Source organism: Sphingorhabdus sp. YGSMI21 (assembly GCF_002776575.1).
Lineage (GTDB): Bacteria > Pseudomonadota > Alphaproteobacteria > Sphingomonadales > Sphingomonadaceae > Parasphingorhabdus.
Window position 1 is genome coordinate 3,840,370 of record NZ_CP022548.1, and the last position, 23,807, is coordinate 3,864,176.

A 23,807-nucleotide genomic window follows, 5' to 3' on the forward strand; every position below is an offset into this window, starting at 1 on the left:
ATTAGAACTTAGCCTTAAACGAAACGCCCCAGGTCCGCGGCATTCCGGCATAGCGTACCAAGCTATCCAAGGGCAGTTGCACGCTGTTCCAGTAGTATTTGTTCCCAATATTGCGCACGAACAGATCGAATTGGTAATTGTCATCATTGGTCATGACGGCAAGGTTAGTATCGAACAGTGGGTAGCCGTCGATCCTGAACAAAGGATCACCCTCAAGATCGCCGCGAGACGAGCTTGAATAGCGGCCATTCGCAGTCAAACGCGCATTGAGGTTAGGCCCAACATCAAAGCCATAAGTCAGCGTACCATTCAGCTGAAATTTTGGCGTGAAAGGGAAGCTAGCCCCTGCAAAATCCCTTGCTTGACCAAAATCATTGAAACCTGAATAAGTGTCGATCTTCGCGTTAAGATAGGTAGCAGTAACCCTGGCATCCAATCCCCTGAACAACGGCACGGAGAGTTCACCTTCGATACCGAAGATATGTGATTTCGGAATGTTCTTGATACTATTCAAAGTCACGTAGACAGGATCAGGAGTATTCACAAACAACTGCTTGTCACGGTAGTCATAGTAGAATGCTGATGTGTTGAAGATCATGCCTCGAGCCGGGCTGGTCTTGATCCCAACCTCGAAAGCGCGAACCTCTTCCTGCTTTGCCGGATCATACTGCGGTGCGACGTTTGCATTGATATTGGGAAAAGCCCCAGACTTGAAGCCTCGCGCTGCCGATGCGTAAATCAGTACGTCGTCGTTGACATGATAATCCAAAGCAATGCGACCAGAGAGATTGTCTTCGTCCAGTACCTTGCTCACCATGCCCTGGGCATTGACCCCGAAGGGCACAAGATCAGCGAGATAAGTCACACATCCGCCGGGTTGCACATTTGCCCCGAATGGTGTCGCATAATTGAAAAATGCATTCCAGGAAGCGGCAATGCTGTTATCGCCCTGATCCTTCGAGCAGCCCGAAAATTCAGCCTTGTCCTTGGTATAGCGCATCCCAAAGGTGAGATTGAGTTGATCGTTTAGTTTGTATTCTACCTGACCAAACACGGCTTTGGACGTGACCGTCTGATTGATCAGGTTTTCCCAGTCGCGAAAACCCCATTGAATGTCTTCCAACTGAGCTGTCGTGGTACTGGGCGGTGCGGATAACAGGCCGAAGGTTCTGACCAGAGCGACCGTACTAATAGTTGCACCCCAACTTTTGTCATTCTCGCGAATCTTGTCACGAGCAAAGAAGGCACCTGCGACCCAATGCAAGCGGTCAGAATCGCCGCTGAGCCGTAATTCCTGAGAGAAGGACTTGATCGAGCCTTCGCCCAGACCAATCAGGTTTTCGATATCCCAGCCGCCCGTATCATACCCTTCATGTCGAGTGAAATGAGCATAGCTGGTAAGTGATGTCAGCTTGATGGCGTCCGTGACATTTACCTCACCGCGCAACGCAAATGACAGCATTTCATTATTCTTGCGGAAATCGAGTGGAGCCGGGGTGAAATTATTCCCCCCTCCATTCATACCGCCCCATGGAAGATTTTGTATGACCCAATTTGCCTGCTTTCCACTGGTCGGCGTGTAAGACTGGCTGAAAATTTCAGTGGGCAGCCCTAAACCCGGTGCTGCAGCCTGCCATTCGGCTGGTGTGTTCAGTCCGAGAAACGCAATGAGCCCTCTGGGGAACGCGGCAATTGATTGCCCCGCCTGAGTGTCGGATTTATCTTTCCACCAATTTGCGGTAAGCAGGAATTTGGCGCTGTCCGAAGGTTCCCAACCTAATGAAAAACGTGCTGCAGCCTTGTCCACCTTGCCAAGACGCTGGCCGTGGGTGACGCTGACCTGCCAACCCTTATCAGCGCGCTGGATATCGAACGCCAGACGCGCATTGAGATTTGGAGCGATTCCGCCATTAAGGAACCCTTCCACCCCATACGATTGGTAGCTGCCAGCAGACAGTTTGACTTCGCCACTCTGATCGGAAGTTGGTTTGTTGGCGATACTGTTGATCAGACCACCCGTCGTGTTCCGGCCATACAATGTGCCTTGAGGGCCTTTCAGAACTTCAACCCGACTGAGGTCGAGCGACAGACCCTCTGTCATGATCGGGTAGGGATATGCAATTTCGTCAAGGTAGACGCCGACGGGAGAAGAAGTAGACATGTTGGGAGTGTTGAAACCGACTCCTCGCAATGTATAGATCGGAGGTCCGCGGAATGATTTGGCTACGGTGAAGCCAGGCACAAGGGTGGCAATGTCCTTGACATCAACGACCCCAAGGGCTTCCATCTGGCCTGCGCCGAACGCAGCAATTGCAATGCCTATATCCTGAGTGTTTTGATCACGCTTTTGAGCGGTCACAACGATCTCGCCAAATGGCGTATCATCTGCGGCCACCTCCGCGTTGCCGTCACCGTTTTCTATGGCCTGCGCGAATGTCGAAGACGGGATTAACACCGAAGCCATCAAGCCAATTTTGGCGAGCCTCACAGCCGATTGCAGTCGTGCATTGGGCGATAGAACTGGTTTCATTAAAAACTCCCCTCCTGATGTTTCCTCGTTCGAACTGTCATTGTGACATGGTCGATCTAAATACGAGTCGCCTCCTAATATTCCTTTTAATAATAATGTCAATATTTTTAGAAGAAGGAATTTTGTGGTAATGCTATCAGCCAGCGAGAAAGCTTCTCTGGGAAGTCAATTGATAGGCGGTCAGAACCCTGTGGTTTCCTGGCACACCCTCCTCTATATTTGCCGTGGAACTTGTCATTGACTCCATCTCCGGATAATTCCGCGCTATGACATTTGGAAATGCTTCAGACTCGGTTGACTCGCCAATTAGGACTCTCGGCGCCGCTGTGCCTTGCCCCGATGGCGCTTGCATCAGGCGGGGCCTTGGCAGCCGCGTGGGCCCGTTCTGGAACACTCGCGCTGGTTGGCGGCGGCTATGGTGAACTTGAGTGGGTTAGGCGCGAATACTGCATTGCGGTAAGCAAACTGGTGGCAATACCGAGCGGCCTTTCCCGCCTTGGCTGCGGATTCATTACCTGGAGGCTGGCACAGGATGGCAGCGCCTTCGATTGGCTGCTGGATCAGCAGGCGAAGCCTGCGGCAGTCATGCTATCATTCGGTGATCCAACCCCCTGGATAAAACGCCTCGCGGATCGTGGCATACCAGCTATTTGCCAGATTCAGCGTGCCGACCAACTCAAGGCAGTGTTAGACGCGGGCGCCTCCATCGTTGTCGCGCAAGGCAGTGAGGCCGGAGGCCACGGAATGAATTCCTCGCTGGGGCGGGGCACCTTCACTCTTGTGCCGGAGCTTGCCGATATCCTTGCCGGCGTTTCCCCCAATACACTGCTCATCGCAGCAGGAGGCATCAGTGACGGACGAGGGCTCGCCGCTAGCCTGATGCTGGGTGCGGATGGTGCCATGATCGGCAGCCGTGCTTGGGCAACACTGGAAAGCATGGCTTCAATCAGGGCAAAGCAGGTTGCCCTCGCCACAACGGGTGATGAGACCATTCGGAGCGGCATATTCGACATATTGCGAGGAAAATCCTGGCCGAGGCCATATGACTTTCGCGCCCTGCGAAACTCGATTCATCGCGAATGGGAGGGGCGTGAAACGGCGCTCTTGGCCAATCCCAATGAAGCTAGGCATGGATATGAACAAGCTGTCAAAGCGGAGGACTACGACTTGGCTCACATCCCGATTGGCGAATGTGTCGGCTCAATCAATGATATACCTTCGAGTGCGGAGTTAATTACTCGCATTGTTGATGATGCGATTAAGAGGCTCTCGCACTGAATCACTAACCGGCTTGGACTTGTAACGGTCGTCTAATCGCATCCCCGTCAAGAGGGATTTTTCACATATTTCCGCACTCTACGCTTGGAGATCGTAGCGATGGGTATTCGGGTCTGCGCTTTCTGGTTTGATTGCACCGGGACGCGTCGTTTGCCAGGAACACGGTCGTCTACGCGGTCGAGACGTGCTCGCCGCATGATAGGTTTCGTAAGGAGGGATCTTGCCAATGTTTAGTTCGCATTTTACCGATATGGCACTTGCAGCCGTTACAACGCAATGATCCAGTCCGCGTCCCGGCAGGGACGGCTCGGTGCGCCCAAAGCGTTGGCGCAAACGATAAAGCAGATTTTAACTCAGTCAGTTATCCTTTCTATTGTGTTGCGCACCTCATGCAGCAGCACCGGCTGAACGATTGAACAGTTCGCCAGTCTTAAGCATGGTATGCATGATGACCGCAAGTTTGCGCGCAACCGCGACAGCCGCTCGCTTAAACCCGATCTTCTCCCTGAGCTTTACGCCCCAACTGCGCAAAACGCTGTCTGCTGTCGTCCGCGTGAGGATCACCATCGCGGCTTCATACAGCAATGCGCGTAAGTGAGTATCACCACGCTTCGAGATGCGCCCGGCATAGTCGACCTCACCTGATTGGTAGCGTCTGGTGGTCAAGCCGATCCAGGCACCGACAGAGCGCGACTTGGCAAAGTTGGCCGGATCCTCGATCGCTGCAATAAAGGACGACGCTGTTACCACGCCGATACCGGGTACCCGCAGGCGTACCTCCCCATGCAGCACCTTCAAGCGGTATTTTGGTGCCCAGACAATGTGATAAGGGTGATGAAAAGCCGTGTGAGACCCACGTGAATATGGCATAAGCACTATCCTCCAGAAAATGACTTCGCCTGCGAGCCGGTCATTTTCTGGAGGATAGTGCTGAGCAAACAAAAATGGCTGAAGCCTCTTACCAGCTAGAAGCTGGTGGGTTTACTCCAAAGGTGAGACACTAAAATTCTTTACTCATAAATCCGGGCAATTATCTTTAGGCGGCCATCTTCAAACCATTTTACCCTGCGTGTCAGAGAAGGAGGCTGCGTTCACGAATCATCGCCCCAGCCTTTTTGAACACGGCGACATCCAAGCCTATCTCGGCAGCCATGCGGACAACCGCACCGGTGAGACCGCCGTATTCTGAACGCCGCCCGGCTTCGAGGTCCCGCATCATGGATCTCGTTCCATCATCAGGAGAGCTCGCGACGAAAACCAGTCAGCGTCGTCGGCAGTCCGACGGCGAATCGATACCTACCTTCAATTTCAGTCCGCAAACTTCTGACATAACTCCATCAGAATGTCGGTCGATGCAGCACTCGCAATTCCGGCCTTGTGTAAAATATTAGCTAGAAGCTCAGCAGTTGACGTCCCCCTTGTTTTTTCCTGCGGTTTGAATGAGAGCGGTCATGCGCTTCTCGATTATGCTGCCTACTGGCGCGAAGATCGTGACAATCCTGCGCTCAAGCGTTTCTTCACGCTGCTTGATGAACACTATCCCGCTCCCGAAGCTTTCTGAACTGCGCGCCGTGCTTTAGCTAAAGCCCGGTCCGTTGCCATAAATCTTGAAATCATCGGAACCACCAGTTTTTCAGGCTTTCGTTTAGCTTCCTTTTTATCCGCACTGATGACGGTCGCATAATCGAGCAAATCAGAATATATCTCTGCGGGAAATTCAATGGTCATCTTGACCGGTTTGTCCTCAATCACATCATCCAGTTTGAGTTTGGTCATCGCCGCTCTCCAATGGGCGCGAGCACCAAATCTCGCGTCACAATCACGCGCACCGGAAAGCCGGGGCGGATCGTTAGTGTAGGTTTTATATCCAGTTCGCGCGATACGATCTTTTGTCCCGCCTGATTAACACCATCCTGTGTCCCGCGGCGCAGAGCGCGAGTAAGATTATGATCGCTACCCGACCCGGTTTCTGCGCCAATTCCAAGCAGCGTAGAAATCAGCGCGGCTTTGATAACATTACCCCAATGATAATTGGTGCGGTCTTGCAGTCCGGCAAATCCGCGCGTATCTGCACCGGGTTGTCGGTTCAGGACGAGCGAGCGCCCATCAGGCAAGATCAACCGGTCCCAAACCAACAGAACTCGGTTTTGACCAAAGGTGACATCGGCATCATATTCGCCAATCAGCCGCGACCCTTGCGGAATCAGTAAAATTCGCCCCGTTGGACTGTCATAGACATTTTGGGTGACCTGAGCGGTTATCTGCCCGGGCAAGTCAGACCGGATGCCGGTAATCAACGCCGCCGAAATGATGCTGCCAGCCTGAATGATGTTCGGATCGACCGGCATGGACAACCGTTCGCTGGAAATGGTTTGTCGATTGCCTGTTCTTTGCAGAAAGCCCGATGTGGGCGGTTTTTCTTCGGTTGCTGTTGACGGTGTATCGTTTGCAGCAAGAGCGCTGCGCAAGTCGAACGGTGTTGTTGGGGCAGATGCTCCTCTCTCCGACCCGTTGACCCCGCCCAGAAACAAACGGCTCAAACGCGCCGCTTCGCGCTCCTGCAACGCCAGTTGCCGTGCGGTTTCAGTGGGATCTGTTTGTGACGGCGGCGGTGTGCCTATGGGCGGCAATTCTGCAATATCGCCGCGCTGCGCCGCTGCCAAAATCGGCGCGCCCAGATCGCCCGGTAGCGGCGGCCCGAGCTGAGGCACTTGACTATAATCTTTGGGAGCGCCGGATAGACCGTCAGGAAGATTAGTCCCGCCGTCGGAATATAACTCTGTCGGTGGGGCATCGCCCGTCGATTGCAAAGCATAGGTGAACAGACCGCCAATCCCGGTTAATATGACCGCACTGCCGATACCGATGGTCTTGCGTGAGAGCCGCATCACGCGCGGAATCTCGCCGCGCAGTTTCAGGTCTGGTGTAGCGGCACGCGGTTCAATCTCGGGCTGCCCTAGCTCCTCACGGTGGGCATCAATGCCATCGCCCGTCATTTGCGCGTACTCTGCTTGTTGCGGATGATCCGCACCTTTTGCTCGGATTTCTTGTCACCAAGGCGCAACTCGGCAGCGACGAACAACCGGTCCACAATCAAATGACGACCGGACACACGAAAATTGACCAACTCGCCCTGCCCACTTTTCCCAATTACGAAAATAGGCGGCATATCGCCTTGTGATATACTTTCGGGAAACTCGACAAAGACGCGAACGCCATCATCGAACACACGGATCGGCCGCCAGTCGGGCTTGTCGCCCTTGAGTTTATAACGGAAGTTGATTGCAGATAGGTCGATACCAGTTGCGACTGGCGCGGTTGCGGCATTTTGGGCATTCGTAGCATGCAGGGCTATCAGCGCATCCTGCGGATAATTCCAGGAAATCGACGCCATGTAAGTGGAACGATTGGCGGTAAGTTCGAGATGATAGGTACGCCGGTTAGTGTTTATGATCATATTGGTTTTGAGGTCGCTTCGCGTGGGTTTCACAAGGATATGCACACGAGAATTTGGACCTGCGCCGCTTATCGTATCGCCAATGATCCAACGCACAGTGTCACCTGCGGCAACTGGGCCACTACCAACCAATTGCTCACCTTCTTGCAGCGCAATCTCCGTCACTTTGCCTGGAGCCGCATAAACTTGATACAATGCGCCATCGGTATAGGGATATTGCTGAATGGCATTAACAAAGCCGTCGCTCTCTGGTTGGACACGCGCTGATTGGTTTGCATTTTCTATTCGGTTTGCCGTTCCGACAGTGTTTCTAACCTTATCCATTTTTCCGATCTTCGGTGCCGCTTTCAACTGCTCTGGCAATGGCAACGGAACCGGCATTTCTACAATTTCAACTTGCTTGGGCAGTGCTTGCAAAGGCTGTGCTTCCAATGCGTTTTCAAAATTAACTTTGTCTTTGGCGATGACCGGATTGGGCGTGAGACTGGCTGTTGTCAGCAAGATTGCGACGCTGGAAAGGAGCGCGGCTTTGCACTGTAAAAATTTCATGATCCAAGTTCCTTTGACCAGTTAATGACATCGATGAAGAGGCCGAGCGGGTTTTTGCGCAGGGCATCGGGGGTGCGCGGCGGATTTATCGAAACGGTGAGGATAGCAGACCAACGGCTTGTCTCAGCCAGACTGCCATCGCGGTATCGCCGCTCTGTCCAGGCCACGCGGAAGCTCGAAGGTGATGCGCGAATGACACTTGCGACATCAACCGCGACTTGTTCCTTGCCGATATTGGCAAAGGGATCGTTGGTGCGGGCATAATCATTTAAGGCCAATGCACCTTTGGGCGAGGTAAATTCATAGGCGCGTAGCCAGTTGCCGCGCACAATCACCGGATCAGCAGGAATGCCGCGTACCTGTTCGATAAACTTGGCGAGATGAAAAGCTATTTGCGGGTCGCTGGGGTTGGGAGGAACATCGGCAGGCCCTGCAACGCGGGCCTCACCCAATTTATCGACCTCGACCACCCAGGGCACTATCGAGCCGCGCGCGCCCTGCCAGACAAGGCCCGAAGCCAGGCCGCCCGAGAGTATCAAGGTTCCAAAAAACGCGAGCCGCCAGTTTTTCGCCTGCACGCGGGCCGAACCAATCCGGTCGTCCCAGACCTGGACTGCGCGCTGGTATGGTGTTTCTGGCTGCGGCGTTTTGCCATAGCGGATGGAAGGTCTGGTGAACATTTTCACTCCTTTTCTTTGGTGTCGATGGATGCGCCTGCGCCGCCTCCATCACCTGATCGCAGTGTGTGTGCGGTAACGGTGGCGGCATGACCAATGGACTGGCGACTTTTCATATTTTTAGCCCAAGCAGGCTGCGCGGAACCGCTTGTACCATCGGAAGCAGCGTCGCTTCCGCCGCTGATCGTCCCGCCCGCTGCGGTAATTGCGCTGCGCCCACCTTCGCGGAAGCTTGATTTCATGGAGTCTGCGGCTTTGTGCAAAGGAGACTTGGCGGCATGGCCTGCGCTTTTACCTACGGAAGCTATTCCCGAAGCGACGGCCCCACCGCCGCTTTTTCCTGCCGAACCAATGCTGTAAGCAGTAGTCGCGCCGCCTGCGGCTTTGGCGCTGCCATGCGCCATGCCCGAGGCTGCACTGGCCGCAGCCCCGCCTGCCAGTTTTGCACCAGCGGCCGCGCCAACCGCAAGTCCGCCAGCAGCCAACGCCGTTCCTGCCGCCGCACCTGCGCCCAATTGCGGACCTCCCGATACAATGCCGTTAGCAATGCCAGGACCAAAAATACCGAGACCCAGCAACGACAGGCTGGCGAGCACGATACCCATCGCGTCTTCGATTGTGGGTTCTGCTGATCCAATGGCGGCAGTAAACTCTGTGAACAGGGTCGAGCCAATTCCGATAATGACCGCGAGGACTAGCACCTTGATGCCGGAAGAAATAACATTGCCCAGCACGCGCTCGGCCATGAAAGCGGTCTTGCCAAACAGCCCGAAGGGAATGAGGATGAACCCGCATAAGGTGGTGAGCTTAAATTCAATCAGCGTGATGAAGAGCTGGATCGCAAGAATGAAAAAGGCGAGCAGCACTATCGCCCAGGCAAACAGCAGAATGATGATCTGGATAAAATTTTCAAAGAAGCTGACATAACCCATCAGGTCAGCGATGGAATCGAGCAATGGCTGACCTGCATCGAGACCAACTTGCGCTATCCGTCCCGGCTGCAATAATTCAGCGGCGCTGATGCTGCCGCCGCTAGCTTTGAGGCCCAGTCCGGCAAAGCTCTCGAAAATGATCCGCGCCAGACCGTTCCAGTTGCCGATAATATAAGCAAAAGCGCCAACAAAGAGCGTCTTCTTGACAAGCTTGGCGATGATGTCATCGCCCTCACCCCATGACCAGAATAGAGCCGCCAAGGTGACATCGATCACAATCAGCGTGGTCGCAATGAAAGCCACTTCGCCGCCCAACAGGCCAAAGCCGCTATCTATATAGCGTGCAAATATATCGAGAAAACGATCAACGACACCGGTTCCGCCCATATCAGTTTTTTCCCGCTATCGGAGATTTGACGGGGGTATCGCCCAGACCATCCTCATCGATCGCAGGATTTGGAATAGGCGGCGCAGCATCTTCGCGCAGCGCCGGATTGGCTGAAACGCTGGAACGAAAAAAGCGGCTGCGCATTTCCGCCCACGCCCGCAGACAGCGCGCATCATCCGCGCCCGCCACCCCTAGATTCTGGCAACGCCGAAGCTCCGCCCGCACCGGATCATTCCCGCTTTCATCCACCGCGACGACAACGATCTCGGTTTTCGGTGGTGCTGGCTTTTGCATCTGGATCAAGGTCATGGTGACCGCAATCCCGAGGGTGGCTGCCGCAACAATACGAGCGAAACTTTTCATGGGCTGAAGTCCGCGCTCAGTTAGGGAACATCGAGGCTTTGACGGGGACATAGCCTTTACCGCCGCCCATAAATCGCCGCAATTGCTCGCGGCCCTGAGCCTGCGCTGCCGCCTTTTGCGCCGCATCGAGCGATTGCGCCCTGCCAATCGAGGCCATCGTCGCGGTCAGATCGGCAAGCTGCTGCGATTGCAATGCCATCATCTGGTTGCCTGCTTGGGCCGCTTGTAAGGCTCCCGATGCCGACTGGCTCGCAGTGACCAAGTTCTTCATCGCACTGCGCGAACCCTCAATATTGCCAACGGCGCCGGCCTGCACTTTGAGCGCATCCTCGAATGCGCCAACGCTGTTCGTCCAGCGCGAGCGCGCATCGTTGACCAAAGTTTTCTGCGAGGCGTTGAGGTCTATGCTTTTATATTTTGTCGCAAATTCCTGATCGATCTGCTTCACATCATAGCCGAGATTCTGGGCTTGATTGAGCAGTTGCTGTGTTTGCCTGATTTGCTGCTGCAAAGGTTCGAACACCGTCAGCGGCAGCGTGGTAAGGTTCTTCGCATCGTTGAGCAAAGAGGTTGCCTGATTTTGCAAAGATCGGATCTGGTTGTTAATCTGTTCGAGTGCGCGAGCGGCCTGGATAACATTCTGCGCATAGTTCGTCGGATCATAGACGATGACAGCTCCTGCGGGCGCACCGGCCACCACCATGCTGGCGATAGCAACAGAGGCAACAATCGATTTTCTGATACGTGAAATGGTCATGACATTACTCCTTCTTGGGTTTGGGGGACTTGAGTTTGAGGAACTGGTGGTGCGATAAATTCGGAAAGGAGATCAGCAGCCCAATCGAGGCCGCGATGGTGCAGCCAGAGGTCGGCAAAATTATCGGTGCCGTGCTCGTCGACTAGTTCGGATATTTTGAGCTGGTCGGCCTTTGACGATGTGGCGGTGAAGGCGAGCGCAACCTCGCCAAGGCCGAGTTCAAACAGCCGGTTGCCGCTGGCGCTCTGGCAATAATAATCGCGCTTGGGCGTCGCCCGCGCCAATATCTCGATCTGACGGTCATTGAGACCAAAACGCCGGTAGATTGCCAATATCTGCGGTTCGATGGCGCGCTCGTTGGGCAGGAATATCCGTGTCGGGCAGCTTTCGATAATTGCAGGTGCAATCGCGCTGCCTTCAATATCGGCCAGACTCTGCGTTGCGAAAATCACGCTGGCATTTTTCTTACGTAGCGTTTTGAGCCATTCGCGGAGTTGCGCGGCAAAAGCCGGACTGTCGAGTACCAGCCAGCCTTCGTCGATGATGATCAGCGTGGGGGAGCCATCAAGCTGCCCTTCGATCCGGTGGAATAGGTAGGAGAAAACCGCTGGCGCAGCGGCGGAACCGGTCAGGCCTTCGGTCTCGAATGCCTGGACGCGCGCATCACCCAAATGTTCGCTCTCGGCATCGAGCAACTGGCCATAAGGCCCGCCAACCAGATATGGCGCAAGCGCCTGTTTGAGCGCCTGCGATTGCAGCAACACTGCCAATCCCGTCAGTGTCCGTTCGGAAACAGGTGCGGTCGCAAGCGAGTTTAGCGCCGACCAGATATGTTCCTTGGCCTGTGGATCAATCACGACGCCTTCCGATGCCAGTATCGCTGCGAGCCAGTCTGCCGCCCAATTGCGCTGCGCCGCACCGTGGATGTTGGCCAGCGGCTGCAATTGCACAGTACCGCTTGGATCGTCATCACCGTCCCGGTTCAAGCTGGATCCCAAATCCTGCCAGTCGCCGCCACAGGCCAAAGCTGCCGCGCGAATTGAACCGCCAAAGTCAAAGGCAAAGATTTGCGCCTTGTCATAACGCCGGAATTGCATCGTCATCAAAGCGAGCAAAACAGATTTTCCGGCCCCGGTTGGGCCGACAATCAGGCAGTGGCCGACATCGCCGACATGCAAGGAAAACCGGAACGGGGTCGAGCCTTCGGTCTTGCCGAACAGCAGGGGAGGAGCTGCAAAATGCTCGTCCCGTTCCGGCCCGGCCCACACGGCTGAAAGGGGGATCATGTGGGCAAGGTTGAGAGTAGATATGGGCGGCTGACGCACATTGGCATAAACATGACCGGGCAAGCTACCGAGCCATGCCTCAATCGCGTTCATGCCTTCGGCAATGACCGTGAAATCGCGACCCTGAATAATCTTTTCAACGAGGCGCAGCTTTTCAGCGGCAATGGCGGGGTCTGCATCCCAAACTGTCACCGTGGCAGTAACATAGCATTGCCCCAGCATATCCGAACCCAGTTCCTGCAGGGCCATATCGGCGTCTGCCGCCTTGTTCGACGCATCATTGTCGAGCAGCGTCGAGGCTTCGTTGGTCATGACTTCCTTGAGGATAGCGGCGACCGATTTGCGCTTGGCGAACCATTGGCGACGTATCTTGCCGAGCAATTTGGTGGCATCGGCTTTGTCGAGCATCAATGCGCGGGTGGACCAGCGGTAGGGAAAGGCGAGCCGGTTCATCTCGTCGAGAATGCCGGGGAAGGTCACACTCGGAAATCCGATCACCGTAAGCGTGCGTAGATGCTGATCGCCCAATTTTGGTTCTAACCCGCCGGTCAGCGGTTCATCGGCAAGCAGCGCGTCCAGATGCATCGGTGTTTCGGGAACGCGGACATACTGCGACTTGGTCGAAACTGTGCTGTGCAAATAGGTCAGCGTTTCGCTATCCGAAAGCCAATGTGCCTCGGGAACAAAGCCTTCGAGCAACCCAAAAACCCGGTCGGTGCGATCAATGAAACTCTTCAAATGTTCGCGCGGATTGACGCCTTTTTCTGCCTTACCCTCATAGAGCCAGTTTTCCGCGCGTGCGGCATCTTCTGCTGGCGGCATCCACAGCAGCGTTAGATAATAGGCACTTTCATAATGCGCGCCTTCTTCGGCAAATTGTTCGGCACGTTCGCGCTCGACCAGCGCCGAGGCTGGATCGGGAAAAACACTTGTCGGATAATCGAGCGCCGGACGCCGCACCGCTTCGACAAATATCGCCCAGCCTGACCCCAAACGCCGCAGCACATTGTTGAGCCGCGCGGTAGTGGCGACGAGTTCTGCTGGCGTGGCGCTATCCAGATCAGGTCCGCGAAAACGGGCGCTGCGCTGAAAGCTCCCATCCTTGTTGAGGATCACGCCTTCGGCAATCAATGCTGCCCAGGGCAAAAAATCTGCCAAGCTAGAGGTCTTGTGCTGATATTCGCGCAGGTTCAACATCACCGCCTCAGACTTTCAGATAATTGGGAAAGCGCATGTGACGACGAGCGACATCGACAAATTGCGGATCGCGTTTGGCCGCCCAAACCGAGAGCGCATGGCCGATGCCCCAAAGCACGAGACCGACAAGCCAGAGCCGCAGGCCAAGACCAACCGCGCCAGCGAGCGTGCCATTGGCAATCGCAAGACCGCGCGGCGCACCGCCCAGCAATATCTGTTCTGTGAGCGCGCGGTGCACCGGAACGGTGAAACCGGGAATGGAGGCGGAGGGATCGTTCTGAAAATCCATCAGACCAAAGCCCCACCACCGAAGCTAAAGAAGCTCAGAAAGAATGAGCTCGCGGCAAATGCAATCGACAGCCCAAAGACAATCTGGATCAGCCGCCGGAACCCGCCCGCCGTATCGCCAAATGCCAGAGTGAGTCCCGTTGCGATGATGATGATGACCGCCATGATCTTGGCGACCGGGCCTTGTATCGATTCCAATATCGATTGCAGCGGCGCTTCCCAAGGCATGGAGGAGCCTGCCGCCTGTGCCGGACTGCTCAAGGCAATGCCAACGCACAAAGCCAAGCTAGCAGTTGCCAGTCGTTCGCGGCCAGAAGATATGCATTTGATCATATAGATTCTCCGGATTTTAAGGGTGAAGTCGAAGTGCAAAGAGACGAAATCTGATATTCTCCATCTGGCCCGAGCCCATCGACGCGGGCGAGTTCGGCGAGACGGCGGCCTGAGCTTGTCCGAACTAGAACGGCGATGATATTGATGGTTTCTGCGATGAGCGCGCGAGGGACGGTGACCACCGCTTCTTGAATAAGCTGCTCCATCCGCCGCAAGGTGCCGATGGCGGTCCCGGCATGGATGGTGCCGATGCCGCCTGGATGGCCGGTACCCCATGCTTTCAGCAAGTCGAGCGCTTCTGCCCCCCGGACTTCACCAATCGGAATACGGTCCGGGCGCAGGCGCAAAGCCGAGCGGACAAGATCGGAAAGCGTGGCCACACCGTCTTTGGTCCGCAACGCGACAAGATTGGGCGATGCACATTGCAGTTCGCGGGTGTCTTCGATGAGCACCACGCGGTCGCTGGTTTTGGCGACCTCGGCCAGCAGCGCATTGGTGAGCGTGGTTTTGCCTGTAGATGTTCCACCTGCAACCAATATGTTCTGACGGTCCGCTACGGCACGACGCAATATGTTGGCCTGCTCCGCCGTCATAATTTCTTTATGCACATAGTCAGCGAGCGAAAACACCGCGACTGCGGGCTTACGGATCGCAAAACTTGGCGATGCAACGACGGGCGGGATTAGGCCTTCGAAGCGTTCCCCGGTTTCTGGGAGTTCGGCAGAAACGCGGGGGCAGCCGCTATGGATTTCGACACCAACGTGATGCGCAACCAACCGGATGATACGCTCGCCTTCGGCGGCGGACATTTCATCGCCGGTATCGCAAATGCCTGCCCCCAATCGGTCAATCCATAACCGCCCATCGGGATTGAGCATGACTTCGATAACATTTGCGTCTTCCAGCCATAGCGCAACCGCAGGACCAAGTGCCGTGCGCAGCATTCGTGTGCCGCGCGAAAATGCTTGTGACCGGATGGGAATGGCGCTCATATTGTGACCTCAAATGTAATCTGCCGATGGTTGGCGGATCAGTGAGGTCAGGTAAGAGAGCCATTATTGGCTCCAGCTCAACAGCAATTTCTGTTCGTCGAGCCATGGCGTAAAAAGACAGGTGATAGCGTAGTCGGTTTTATCGCGATTGCCGTTTCAGCTCGGTTTGTAACTAAAGCCGAACATTCCAAATCGCTATGACTCGGAGGAAATATCCTCGGCAATTTCCTGATGCACGAGCGGCCCTTTCGCCAGACGCCGACCAAGGGCAGCCATGAAAGCATCATAACGGTCCCCGCCTTGTTTGCGCAGAATGGCACGTTCGGATTCTGGCGGCGGCGGCTCACTCGATAACCAGAACCGCACAAATAGCGCGATCATTTCCACACCGACACTAACATCGCGTTCTAGCCGGTTCAATCTGCGGTCCACCTGGTCGAGGCGTTTAGTCAATACTGCTTCGCGGGCCTCATCGGCATCGGGTGAAAGAAAGGATGCAATGGCAGCTTCGGCAATCAGCGAGCGGGATTGTTCGCGCCGATCGGCATAAGCAGCCAGCGCCTCCATCAGTTCAGGCTCAAGATAGGCAGAAAAACGGACTTTGACCGCCATATCTAAAGCTCTATGCCATCATCAAGATCAAGCGAAGCCTGACGCGCATTCATCATTTGCTGGCGCGTGACCTGCCGAATATTGGCTGCGTTAGCCTTTGCATTATTCTCATCAAGATCGAATTCGTCGACGGGCGCGGGTGGGAGCGACGGCGCTATATCCACATATCGTTCCATACCGGGTTCGAGCCGTAAATCGCCATTGGCCCCATCATCTGCGGATTTTTTCTTAGAGCTTTTTTTAGCTGCTTTCTTTTTGCGGCTTTTGTTGGTGTCCGCATTTTCAACCGTACAATCCACAATCGGTGCGGCAATCGGACACAGCTTGCTCCAGTCATCCGTCTGCATTTGGTCATTCTTTGATTTCTCGGTCGGTGCGGGCAACACGCGCGCCTGCAATCTTTCGTCCTGATAATAGCGTGCCTTTTTTGCTCGCACAGGATGGGTGCCAGCAACCATGATGATCTCGTCATCGGGCGGAAGCTGCATTATCTCGCCCGGTGTGAGAAGCGCGCGCGCCGATTCCGAACGCGATACCATCAGATGACCCAGCCAGGGACTTAGGCGGTGGCCTGCATAGTTTTTCATCGCGCGCATTTCAGTGGCGGTGCCAAGCGCGTCAGATACCCGCTTGGCGGTGCGCTCGTCATTGGTCGCGAAGCTTACCCGGACATGGCAATTATCGAGGATCGAATTATTTTGACCATAAGCCTTTTCGATCTGATTGAGTGATTGAGCGATCAGAAACGCCTTAATTCCATAGCCCGCCATGAATGCGAGCGCGCTTTCAAAAAAGTCGAGACGGCCCAATGCGGGGAATTCATCGAGCATTAGAAGAAGCCGCTGCTGCTTTTGCGCCTGCAAATCCTCGGTCAGCCTGCGTCCGATCTGGTTAAGCACGAGCCGGATGAGCGGCTTAGTCCGGCTAATGTCCGAAGGCGGAACGACCAGATAGAGTGTGACGGGCTGCTTGCCGTCAACTAGGTCTGCAATGCGCCAGTCACAGCGCCGTGTCATCTCGGCAACCACAGGGTCACGGTATAGTCCAAGGAATGACATAGCAGTGGAAAGCACGCCTGAGCGTTCGTTGGCGGATTTGTTGAGCAGTTCGCGCGCGGCGGATGCAACCACGGGATGGACGCCGGTTTCTCCCAGATGCGGCGTTGTCATCATCGCATTGAGCGTCGTTTCAACCGGCTGTTTTGGATCGGAAAGGAAGGCTGCGACACCTGCGAGCGTTTTATCCTCTCCGGCATAAAGGATATGCAGGATCGCTCCGACGAGAAGCGCATGACTGGTTTTCTCCCAATGATTGCGTTTTTCGAGGCTACCTTCGGGATCAACCAAAACATCGGCGACATTTTGCACATCGCGCACCTCCCATTCGCCTTTGCGGATTTCAAGGAGCGGATTGAAGGCAGCCGATGCCGCATTGGTCGGATCAAACAGTAATACGCGGCCAAATCCGCTGCGAAAACCTGCGGTCAATTCCCAATTTTCACCTTTGATGTCGTGGACTATGCAGCTGCCTGGCCATGTTAGCAAGGTTGGCACGACAAGTCCTACGCCCTTGCCCGAACGGGTGGGCGCATAGCAAAGCACATGCTCGGGTCCAGCGTGACGGAGATATTGGTTGCCGAACTTCCCAAGCAAGACACCATTGTCACCTAGCAATCCGGCAGACCTCACTTCACGACTATTAGCCCAGCGCGCCGACCCGTAAGTTTGAGCATTTTTGATTTCGCGCGCGCGCATGACGGACATTGTAATAGCGACCACGATGGCAATCATCGCGCCCGAAACCGCAATGTATGCTCCGCGTTCGAAGATATGCGGTGCATAAGCATCAAAGGAGAACCACCACCAAAAGAAAGAAGGCGGTGAATAGATGGGCCAGTCGCCAATCATGAACCAAGGTGCCCCGAGTTCGGATTGATAACCAAGCGCGGATGCCGTCCATTGGGTAGCTGACCATATGCCGATCAAGATGATGACGAATACCGCCAGCACCTGACCCCATAATATCCGCGTCACCTGCATTTCTGGTCTCCGAAAACGGTGAGTTCAATGCGCAACCGGAGGGATTTCAAGCCAATTTGTGTTCGAAGTAGCTCTAGCGAAAGAATACAGGCTTTGGCGTAAGTGACCTATGAGGGCTTCGCTAAGCATAGTTGTTTGTGTGGGCATGCGCGGCTCAATGTCGATCTTTCAGCAGAGGTTTGCATTGGGTCGAAACAAGTCATTTCAACTCCAAGAAATTCGGAAAATTGCGCCTGACTTTTGACTGACTTTTGTGTAGTAATTCGTTAAATCAGGGGAGAACTATTATGCCAAAAATAGTGTTTGGGGATAAAGCTGAGACAATTTTGCATTCACAACCCAAAACCAGTTCACGAAAGCTGAATCATGTCTTGATGGGAACTTATCTCGTCGTCGAAGAAGAACGCGGAGACTGGTACCGGGTTGTTACTAAATCCGAAGGCAAAGGCGGTTGGGTTAAAAAGGATGATGTGCGAGACAATCCAGGCCTGAAGATATTTTATGTTGATGTTGGTCAAGGCGACGGTGCAATTATCGAGAGTCCTGAGGGACTTATTCTCATCGACGGAGGCCCAACATCGAAATACCACAACTTTATGAAATGGCGTTATAAGCAGTTGATTGCTGAAAACGGTCCGATCAAAATAAAAGCTATGATTGTAAGCCATCCTGATCAGGATCACTATCAGGGCTTTATTTCCGTCCTCAACGATCCCAATTTCGAAGTAGAATCGATTTATCATAATGGAATCAAGCGCTATTCCTCAAACAACCTACCGGCTAGATTGCATTTCGATCTCGGAGAAGTATCCACGAAAGCCATAAACGGACAAAAAGAAACCGTTCTGACCGAAACATTCAATTCTCTCGAAGATGTTCGCGCGATGATCTCGTCAGGAGAATTGCTAACTGCAGGTGGCGGAGAAACGATTTTTCATAAGTTCTGGGATGCAGCTGTTAAGGCACATAATGCGGGCCGCGTTGGGAAGTCGAAACGTATAACAGTCAGAGACAAAACACTTCCGGGGTTTGGTACAAAAGAGGTCGACAAATTATTTATCGAGGTGCTCGGGCCAGTCCCAACCAAGCCGACTGGGCCAATCCATTATGTTGCGTTTCCGGATGCCGATGACATCGTATTACAACGGGAAGACCCTAATAAAATCCCCGAAGCCAGTTCCTCGCATACACGTAATGGCCATTCCGTTGTATTGAAACTTCACTTCGGCAAACATCAATTTCTGTTCGGTGGTGATCTAAATATTCCAGCACAGCTCCATTTGCTAAACTACTATGATGGCGAGAATCCTTTTCGATGTGACGTCGCTAAAGCCTGTCATCATGGCTCTTCTGATTTTCACATCGACTTTCTTAAGAAAGTAAAGCCCAAGGCAAATGTCATTTCATCGGGAGACAACAAATCGTTCGACCATCCTGTGGCTGATGCTGTTGGCGCTCTTTGTCGACATACATCAGGCGACTATCCGCTTTTTTTCTCAACCGAACTGGCCAGAGCGGTTTCCAGTAAAGGAACCCATTTCGGGCTTATTAACGCCAGATCCAATGGCAGTGTTTTGGCAATGGCGCAGATGAAAGAACAACGGTCTAGGGCTGACATCTGGGACAGCTTTACAGTGCCGTGGAAAGGAAAGTTCCACGATATTCTAAACGGCAAGCACGATACAAACCGACTTCGATAAAAATTTTTCAAAACTCCATTCCAAACATTTCTCATTCGGAAAGCTTGTGGTTTTTGTATGGGTTGCAAGCTTCGTGATTTACCGCCCCAAGTCACGCCCTCGTCCCAACGACCAATCAACACCGCCGTCGCCGCGCATGACACCGGAGATATGCTGACCCAATTGTTTGTCGAGCGATGGCGTCCAAGGAACAAGCGAGAAGCCCAGACCATTGTCGATCATCGCAAATCGCCCCGAAGCCAATGTGAGCCGCTGGCGAACGGTGCCTGAAACATATTCACCGGGCGTGGACGGTGTATAAGGCAATCCCATTTCCTTCGAAAACTGCTGGGCCGCAGTATCAAGCTCGCGAGCCGTGAGCGCATCTAATAAGCCGCGCGCAAAAATGATCCGCTGACCTTGCCGCCGCGCCAGACCTTCGTCGACCAGATATTCGGCGCGATCTTCCATCGCTTTGCTAACCTCGGTCCCGAACCCACCACCTAAATCACTAGGACGGGTATCAAGATTGCAGCGGTCGAGCCATGTCGCGCCGGGCGCTGTAATCTGGTTTTTTAAATCCATGTCGGAACGAACAGCCAATGCGGTTCGCAATCTACCTTTGCGATCTTTATATTGCCGCAGCTCGACAATTGCGCCGGACATTGCATCACTGGTAGCTTCAATGTCAGTAAACTGGATATGATGTGTTCGCCCGTCGATACCATCGACAATGGCATAGGCACTGCCCGACAGTTCGTCATGTAGACCGCGATCCACAAGTTTTCCAACGATGGTCTGCCCCGGCTCATGCGTTAGCGCATAGAATGATGCGCTACGATCAATGCCGCGCTGGGTCATCACCTCATGCATACGTTTGATAATATCGCCGCGCGAGCCAATTTCCCTCAAAATTTGCTCGGCGTCTCCCGAAACTGTCCATTGGCCGGGCGACACTTCATTCGCTAGGCCTAGATGTTGGAGCTTATGTAACCGACCGACTTTCAGGACATGATTTATATCGGGCTGGATGCCAGTTTCGGGAGCCATGTCGATCAAGCCATCGCGCTCTGACGAACGAACCAAGATGCGGTCAATATCGGTCCAGCGTTCCGCATTGACCTGTTTTTCGAGGCCGCGACGAATATCGATTTCTGTTCGGGGCCCGAGTTCGCGGGTAATGAGATGCGAAGCGCGGTCTCGCATTCCGCTTTTGATGTAATCACGCGATATAACCAGATCATGTCCATCATCACCAACACCGCGCACAATGATATGGATGTGGGGATGCTCGGTGTTCCAATGATCAACCGCTGTCCAATCAAGACGGGTTCCCAAATCCTTTTCCATTTGGCCCATAAGTTCGCCGGTGAATGATTTTAGGTCGACCATCTCCAAAGCGTCTTCGGGTGCGACAGTGAAACGGAAATGATGACGATCACCCTCGCAGCGTTCGGCGAAAAGGTTAGCGTCAACTTCGCGTTCTTCGGGGCCAAATAGCTTTCCATTTTCGCCATCGCGGGTCACACCGTCACGCTGGAGATATTTGAGATGAGTGGATGGCGATGACCGTGCTGAATGCCGGACAACCCGCGCTTTGACTATCACGACGCGGGAATTGCTCTGCAAGCGATGGCCCGCAATCACACTGGCAGCACGCCCTCGCCCGAAAGTAGATGATCGCGGAGAATAGATACGCCCGCGCTTTGAGATAAAGCCGCCAGCGCGCTTCGTAGCCGCAATTGCCTGGAATATGGCAGGCTTGGTCCGCTCGCTGCCACGTGAACGGATGCGGCCAAGTCTGATCCGAAGATCATCGCCCTCTTTCACAGAATTTGGCAGCGCGAGGTGCAAGAAACTGGCCTTTCCTCTGGGTTTGGGAGAGTCACGCACCTCTCGCTATTTTCCCGCACTTCGCGCGGTCCCTTACTAACTCCTTGTGAAACAAGGAAACGACCGCAGGATGATGGCTGCGCACATCGTCCCCTTTTATCTTGCCCTCCTAAATTCTTCCACCTGACCAAATTCGCTACCCACCCCAAAACAGCGAAAACGCCCGCCATAACCCGCAAAGATGCGATTTCGTGCATTAGCGGGGAGTTCGAGCCGAAATATCGGCAAACAGGCCATGGCTGACAGGCTTTTCCTGCACTTCAGATTCGGAGTTATTGAAGGCAGCGGGTGAGAGACTTGATGGTGACAATTCCCTATCTTTCTGCCAATCCCGAGACGCGAAAAGCTCGCTTTGAGTCCAGTGAACAGCAATGGGTTTTACAGCCCGAAACGTAATTGACTTAACATTGACTGCAAGTTGGTTGGTCGTTCCACCCGCAATCATTGGCATAATTGTTGCGACGTAACGGCGGGTTTCCAAGGGCAAAACGCGGCCTTTCCGGACGTAATCGAGATAACGTCCCGGCCCTGCATTGTAAGCTGCGAGAAATCCCGGCGCGCCAAATTGATCGTACATTTCGCGCAAATAGGCTGTGCCTGCGTGGATATTATCACGCGGATCATAGGCATTTTTGCCAAGCCGGTAACGCGCCTGCAGGCCCCGCCAAGTTGCGGGCATGATCTGCATCAATCCCATCGCGCCAGCAGGTGATAACGCTGATACACGCCCCCGGCTTTCGGTGTGCATGACAGCATATATCCAGTGCTCTGGTATACCAAAACGCTGCGATGCCTCGGTCACATGATCTGCGATGGATATACTGCTAGTTGACGCTGGCGATGCGGTTTTTTGCGCAAAAGCAATGTCACCGCCAAGGGCTGGAACAGCCAAGGCGAATGCGAAAACTAACCTGCAAATGCGCTGCAAGGTGGTTGGCTCAGACATGATTAGCTCGCTTCGCTTCGTTTGGCAGCGCGGTTCCAAAGCAGGATATGCGAAGCTTCAACATCATTGTTCTGGAACAGATTGGCGCGCAGGGGCTGCGTAAATGTCGGATCGTCAATCTGCACCGCAACATAGGCTCCAGCTTTTTCGCCGGTGCGCTTCCAGCCCGCTCCTATCTCCGGGCCTTGGTCGTCAGAACCTAAATGGATGCGATAGTCAGGCGCATTTTCGCTGTCATTATGCTCGGCAGGGGTGATGCAGATTTCCGCGTCGATACCTAGGCAGAAGAGGCGTCCGCAAAAGCCTTCGGCATTTGCATGAAAGATACCGATTTGTGACATATTCATTCTCCTTTTTGGGTTTGGGTAATTGCTACGGGGGAATCAGAACCGTGCCAGATGTAACGGCCATCGCCCGCATCATCGGTCCAGATGGGAGCGGCGCGGCCAACGATGTCAGCCTTGTCGAATGGACCGAAATATCGCCCATCAAGACTGTCTGGAACGGCCGTATTCATGAGGAATATCTGTTGCGAAGCCAGCGTCAGACATCTTTGCCAATACGGCAAGGGACGGTCCTTGCTGTCGAGTTTTCGGGCTTGTCCGACTACGCGCATATCAACGGTGATTGTGTTTCCGATCCGACAGACGGATTGACCAGGAAGTGCCGCGACATGCTTGATTAAGGGCACGCCGGCGGGCACATATCCGCCGTCCGCCAGAAACTCTTCGATCTCCGGTGGCGGCGTCGCGGCGAGCAAATCTCCAACGCGAAACTGATCCACCTCGTGCACGGCATAAAGCCCCACCGGTACGCTCGCGCTCGCATTCCAGATCAGGCGGCGCGGCATTGCGATGGTTGCCGTGATGGCAATTGTTCCAATCGCCAAGGCTGCTGTGACAAAGATTGTGCGCCGTTTCATGACAGCAAAGCCCTGCGACCCAGATAGGCTTTGTGGCGGGCCAGCGAATAGCTTCGCGGCACCTGCCCTGCGCTCAAACGGCTATGAACATGGCGCCAGTAATCGGGTGCAGCATCGGCAGCATTGATGTCCAATGCTTCAATCGTATTGATCAATTGCAGCACTTGGCTGACCTTTGGCCAGCCTGATAGCTGGAGCAAAATTTCTCCACCGGGATGAATATGGGTCAATGTCGAATAGGCTTCACCGCTGCGCACGGCGCGAACAATTACAATCGAGCTGTAAATCGTTCCATAGTCATTGGATTGCCAACGGATGAAGGCAAAAACACTGCCCGGCGCAAATGACATGACACGCCGTTTACGGTCCAATATCCGGTCACTGACAGCGTTACCGAATCGTATCCAGTTTTCCTGAACGCCCTTGATCCAGATGCAATCGACATCGGTCAGGTTTTTGGGAACATTTGGCAGCGCGGACTGCGCCGACAATGCTGCATTGAAAGCTTTGAGAGTCATGCCCGGTCTCCCTGCAAATCAGCAAGGCGCGCACGTGAAAAGGCAACGGGCCCAAAAGTTATCCGCAGCACGCCTTGCGTTAGCAAGAATCTGAAAGATTCTATGTTAGCATAGTTAAAGGGCTGAATTTGGTAGCTACTACAGTAGCTTACACACTGTTTCGGTTCCTGA

At 54.0% G+C, this 23,807-nt stretch carries 23 protein-coding genes and 1 pseudogene; 2 read left to right on the forward strand and 22 right to left on the reverse strand.

The window, feature by feature from the left end:
• Position 1: 1 nt before the first annotated feature.
• Positions 2–2,530, reverse strand: a complete 2,529-nt coding sequence (locus tag CHN51_RS18420; RefSeq protein WP_100095320.1) for a TonB-dependent receptor — start codon at positions 2,528–2,530, stop codon at positions 2–4.
• Positions 2,531–2,893: 363 nt separating this feature from the next.
• Here CHN51_RS18420 and CHN51_RS18425 point away from each other — a divergent pair, with 363 nt between their 5' ends.
• The gene (locus tag CHN51_RS18425; protein WP_240616804.1) at positions 2,894–3,808 is read left to right on the forward strand and encodes a nitronate monooxygenase; all 915 of its coding nucleotides are present in this window, start codon (positions 2,894–2,896) and stop codon (positions 3,806–3,808) included.
• Positions 3,809–4,195: 387 nt separating this feature from the next.
• Here CHN51_RS18425 and CHN51_RS18430 read toward each other — a convergent pair.
• The 16 genes and pseudogenes from CHN51_RS18430 to CHN51_RS18500 all read right to left on the reverse strand — a co-directional run.
• Positions 4,196–4,579, reverse strand: a pseudogene (locus CHN51_RS18430) (transposase); the annotation flags it as partial.
• Between the two features lie 301 nt (positions 4,580–4,880).
• The gene (locus CHN51_RS18435) at positions 4,881–5,069 is read right to left on the reverse strand and encodes a ketopantoate reductase C-terminal domain-containing protein (RefSeq protein WP_276308621.1); all 189 of its coding nucleotides are present in this window, start codon (positions 5,067–5,069) and stop codon (positions 4,881–4,883) included.
• A 138-nt stretch (positions 5,070–5,207) separates the two neighbouring features.
• The gene (locus CHN51_RS19870; RefSeq protein ID WP_164089275.1) at positions 5,208–5,345 is read right to left on the reverse strand and encodes a hypothetical protein; all 138 of its coding nucleotides are present in this window, start codon (positions 5,343–5,345) and stop codon (positions 5,208–5,210) included.
• On the reverse strand, positions 5,345–5,584 hold the full coding sequence (locus tag CHN51_RS18440; RefSeq protein ID WP_100095323.1) for a DUF2274 domain-containing protein: 240 nt from the start codon (positions 5,582–5,584) through the stop codon (positions 5,345–5,347). The genes CHN51_RS19870 and CHN51_RS18440 overlap by 1 nt, the downstream gene beginning before the upstream one ends.
• A complete protein-coding gene (locus tag CHN51_RS18445) occupies positions 5,581–6,804 on the reverse strand; it encodes a TrbI/VirB10 family protein (protein ID WP_100095324.1) in 1,224 nt (407 codons plus the stop codon). The genes CHN51_RS18440 and CHN51_RS18445 overlap by 4 nt, the downstream gene beginning before the upstream one ends.
• Positions 6,801–7,814, reverse strand: a complete 1,014-nt coding sequence (gene trbG, locus CHN51_RS18450) for a P-type conjugative transfer protein TrbG (protein ID WP_100095325.1) — start codon at positions 7,812–7,814, stop codon at positions 6,801–6,803. The genes CHN51_RS18445 and trbG overlap by 4 nt, the downstream gene beginning before the upstream one ends.
• Entirely contained in the window at positions 7,811–8,494 is a 684-nt protein-coding gene (gene trbF / locus CHN51_RS18455; protein WP_100095326.1) for a conjugal transfer protein TrbF, read from the reverse strand. The genes trbG and trbF overlap by 4 nt, the downstream gene beginning before the upstream one ends.
• Positions 8,495–8,496: 2 nt before the next feature.
• Positions 8,497–9,810, reverse strand: coding sequence for a P-type conjugative transfer protein TrbL (gene trbL / locus CHN51_RS18460; protein WP_100095327.1), 1,314 nt, complete (start codon positions 9,808–9,810; stop codon positions 8,497–8,499).
• Position 9,811: 1 nt separating this feature from the next.
• Positions 9,812–10,174, reverse strand: coding sequence for a putative entry exclusion protein TrbK-alt (gene trbK-alt, locus CHN51_RS18465; RefSeq protein WP_100095328.1), 363 nt, complete (start codon positions 10,172–10,174; stop codon positions 9,812–9,814).
• 16 nt (positions 10,175–10,190) lie between these two features.
• Positions 10,191–10,931 (reverse strand): P-type conjugative transfer protein TrbJ, encoded by a 741-nt coding sequence (gene trbJ, locus CHN51_RS18470; protein WP_100095329.1) that lies wholly within the window; start codon positions 10,929–10,931, stop codon positions 10,191–10,193.
• Positions 10,928–13,414 (reverse strand): conjugal transfer protein TrbE, encoded by a 2,487-nt coding sequence (gene trbE / locus CHN51_RS18475; protein WP_100095330.1) that lies wholly within the window; start codon positions 13,412–13,414, stop codon positions 10,928–10,930. The genes trbJ and trbE overlap by 4 nt, the downstream gene beginning before the upstream one ends.
• Positions 13,415–13,421: 7 nt before the next feature.
• Entirely contained in the window at positions 13,422–13,703 is a 282-nt protein-coding gene (locus CHN51_RS18480) for a VirB3 family type IV secretion system protein (RefSeq protein WP_100095331.1), read from the reverse strand.
• The gene (locus CHN51_RS18485) at positions 13,703–14,035 is read right to left on the reverse strand and encodes a TrbC/VirB2 family protein (RefSeq protein WP_100095332.1); all 333 of its coding nucleotides are present in this window, start codon (positions 14,033–14,035) and stop codon (positions 13,703–13,705) included. The genes CHN51_RS18480 and CHN51_RS18485 overlap by 1 nt, the downstream gene beginning before the upstream one ends.
• A complete protein-coding gene (gene trbB / locus CHN51_RS18490) occupies positions 14,032–15,027 on the reverse strand; it encodes a P-type conjugative transfer ATPase TrbB (RefSeq protein WP_100095333.1) in 996 nt (331 codons plus the stop codon). Before trbB ends, CHN51_RS18485 begins: the two co-directional genes overlap by 4 nt.
• 195 nt (positions 15,028–15,222) lie before the next feature.
• Entirely contained in the window at positions 15,223–15,639 is a 417-nt protein-coding gene (locus CHN51_RS18495) for a ribbon-helix-helix protein, CopG family (protein ID WP_100095334.1), read from the reverse strand.
• Between the two features lie 2 nt (positions 15,640–15,641).
• The gene (locus CHN51_RS18500; RefSeq protein WP_100095335.1) at positions 15,642–17,678 is read right to left on the reverse strand and encodes a conjugal transfer protein TraG; all 2,037 of its coding nucleotides are present in this window, start codon (positions 17,676–17,678) and stop codon (positions 15,642–15,644) included.
• A 287-nt stretch (positions 17,679–17,965) separates the two neighbouring features.
• Between CHN51_RS18500 and CHN51_RS18505 the strand changes: the two genes are divergently transcribed.
• Positions 17,966–19,378, forward strand: a complete 1,413-nt coding sequence (locus CHN51_RS18505; protein WP_100095336.1) for an SH3 domain-containing protein — start codon at positions 17,966–17,968, stop codon at positions 19,376–19,378.
• 78 nt (positions 19,379–19,456) lie between these two features.
• Here CHN51_RS18505 and CHN51_RS18510 read toward each other — a convergent pair whose 3' ends face one another.
• From CHN51_RS18510 to CHN51_RS18530, 5 genes are all read right to left on the reverse strand, one after another.
• Positions 19,457–21,187 (reverse strand): VirD2 family relaxase/mobilization nuclease, encoded by a 1,731-nt coding sequence (locus CHN51_RS18510; protein ID WP_100095756.1) that lies wholly within the window; start codon positions 21,185–21,187, stop codon positions 19,457–19,459.
• Between the two features lie 259 nt (positions 21,188–21,446).
• Complete coding sequence (locus CHN51_RS18515) at positions 21,447–22,196, reverse strand: lytic transglycosylase domain-containing protein (RefSeq protein ID WP_100095337.1); 750 nt, start codon at positions 22,194–22,196, stop codon at positions 21,447–21,449.
• 2 nt (positions 22,197–22,198) lie between these two features.
• Positions 22,199–22,537, reverse strand: coding sequence for a DUF736 domain-containing protein (locus CHN51_RS18520; protein ID WP_100095338.1), 339 nt, complete (start codon positions 22,535–22,537; stop codon positions 22,199–22,201).
• Between the two features lie 2 nt (positions 22,538–22,539).
• Positions 22,540–23,118, reverse strand: a complete 579-nt coding sequence (locus CHN51_RS18525; RefSeq protein WP_100095339.1) for a S26 family signal peptidase — start codon at positions 23,116–23,118, stop codon at positions 22,540–22,542.
• A complete protein-coding gene (locus CHN51_RS18530; protein WP_100095340.1) occupies positions 23,115–23,636 on the reverse strand; it encodes a DUF2840 domain-containing protein in 522 nt (173 codons plus the stop codon). Before CHN51_RS18530 ends, CHN51_RS18525 begins: the two co-directional genes overlap by 4 nt.
• Between the last annotated feature and the right edge of the window lie 171 nt (positions 23,637–23,807).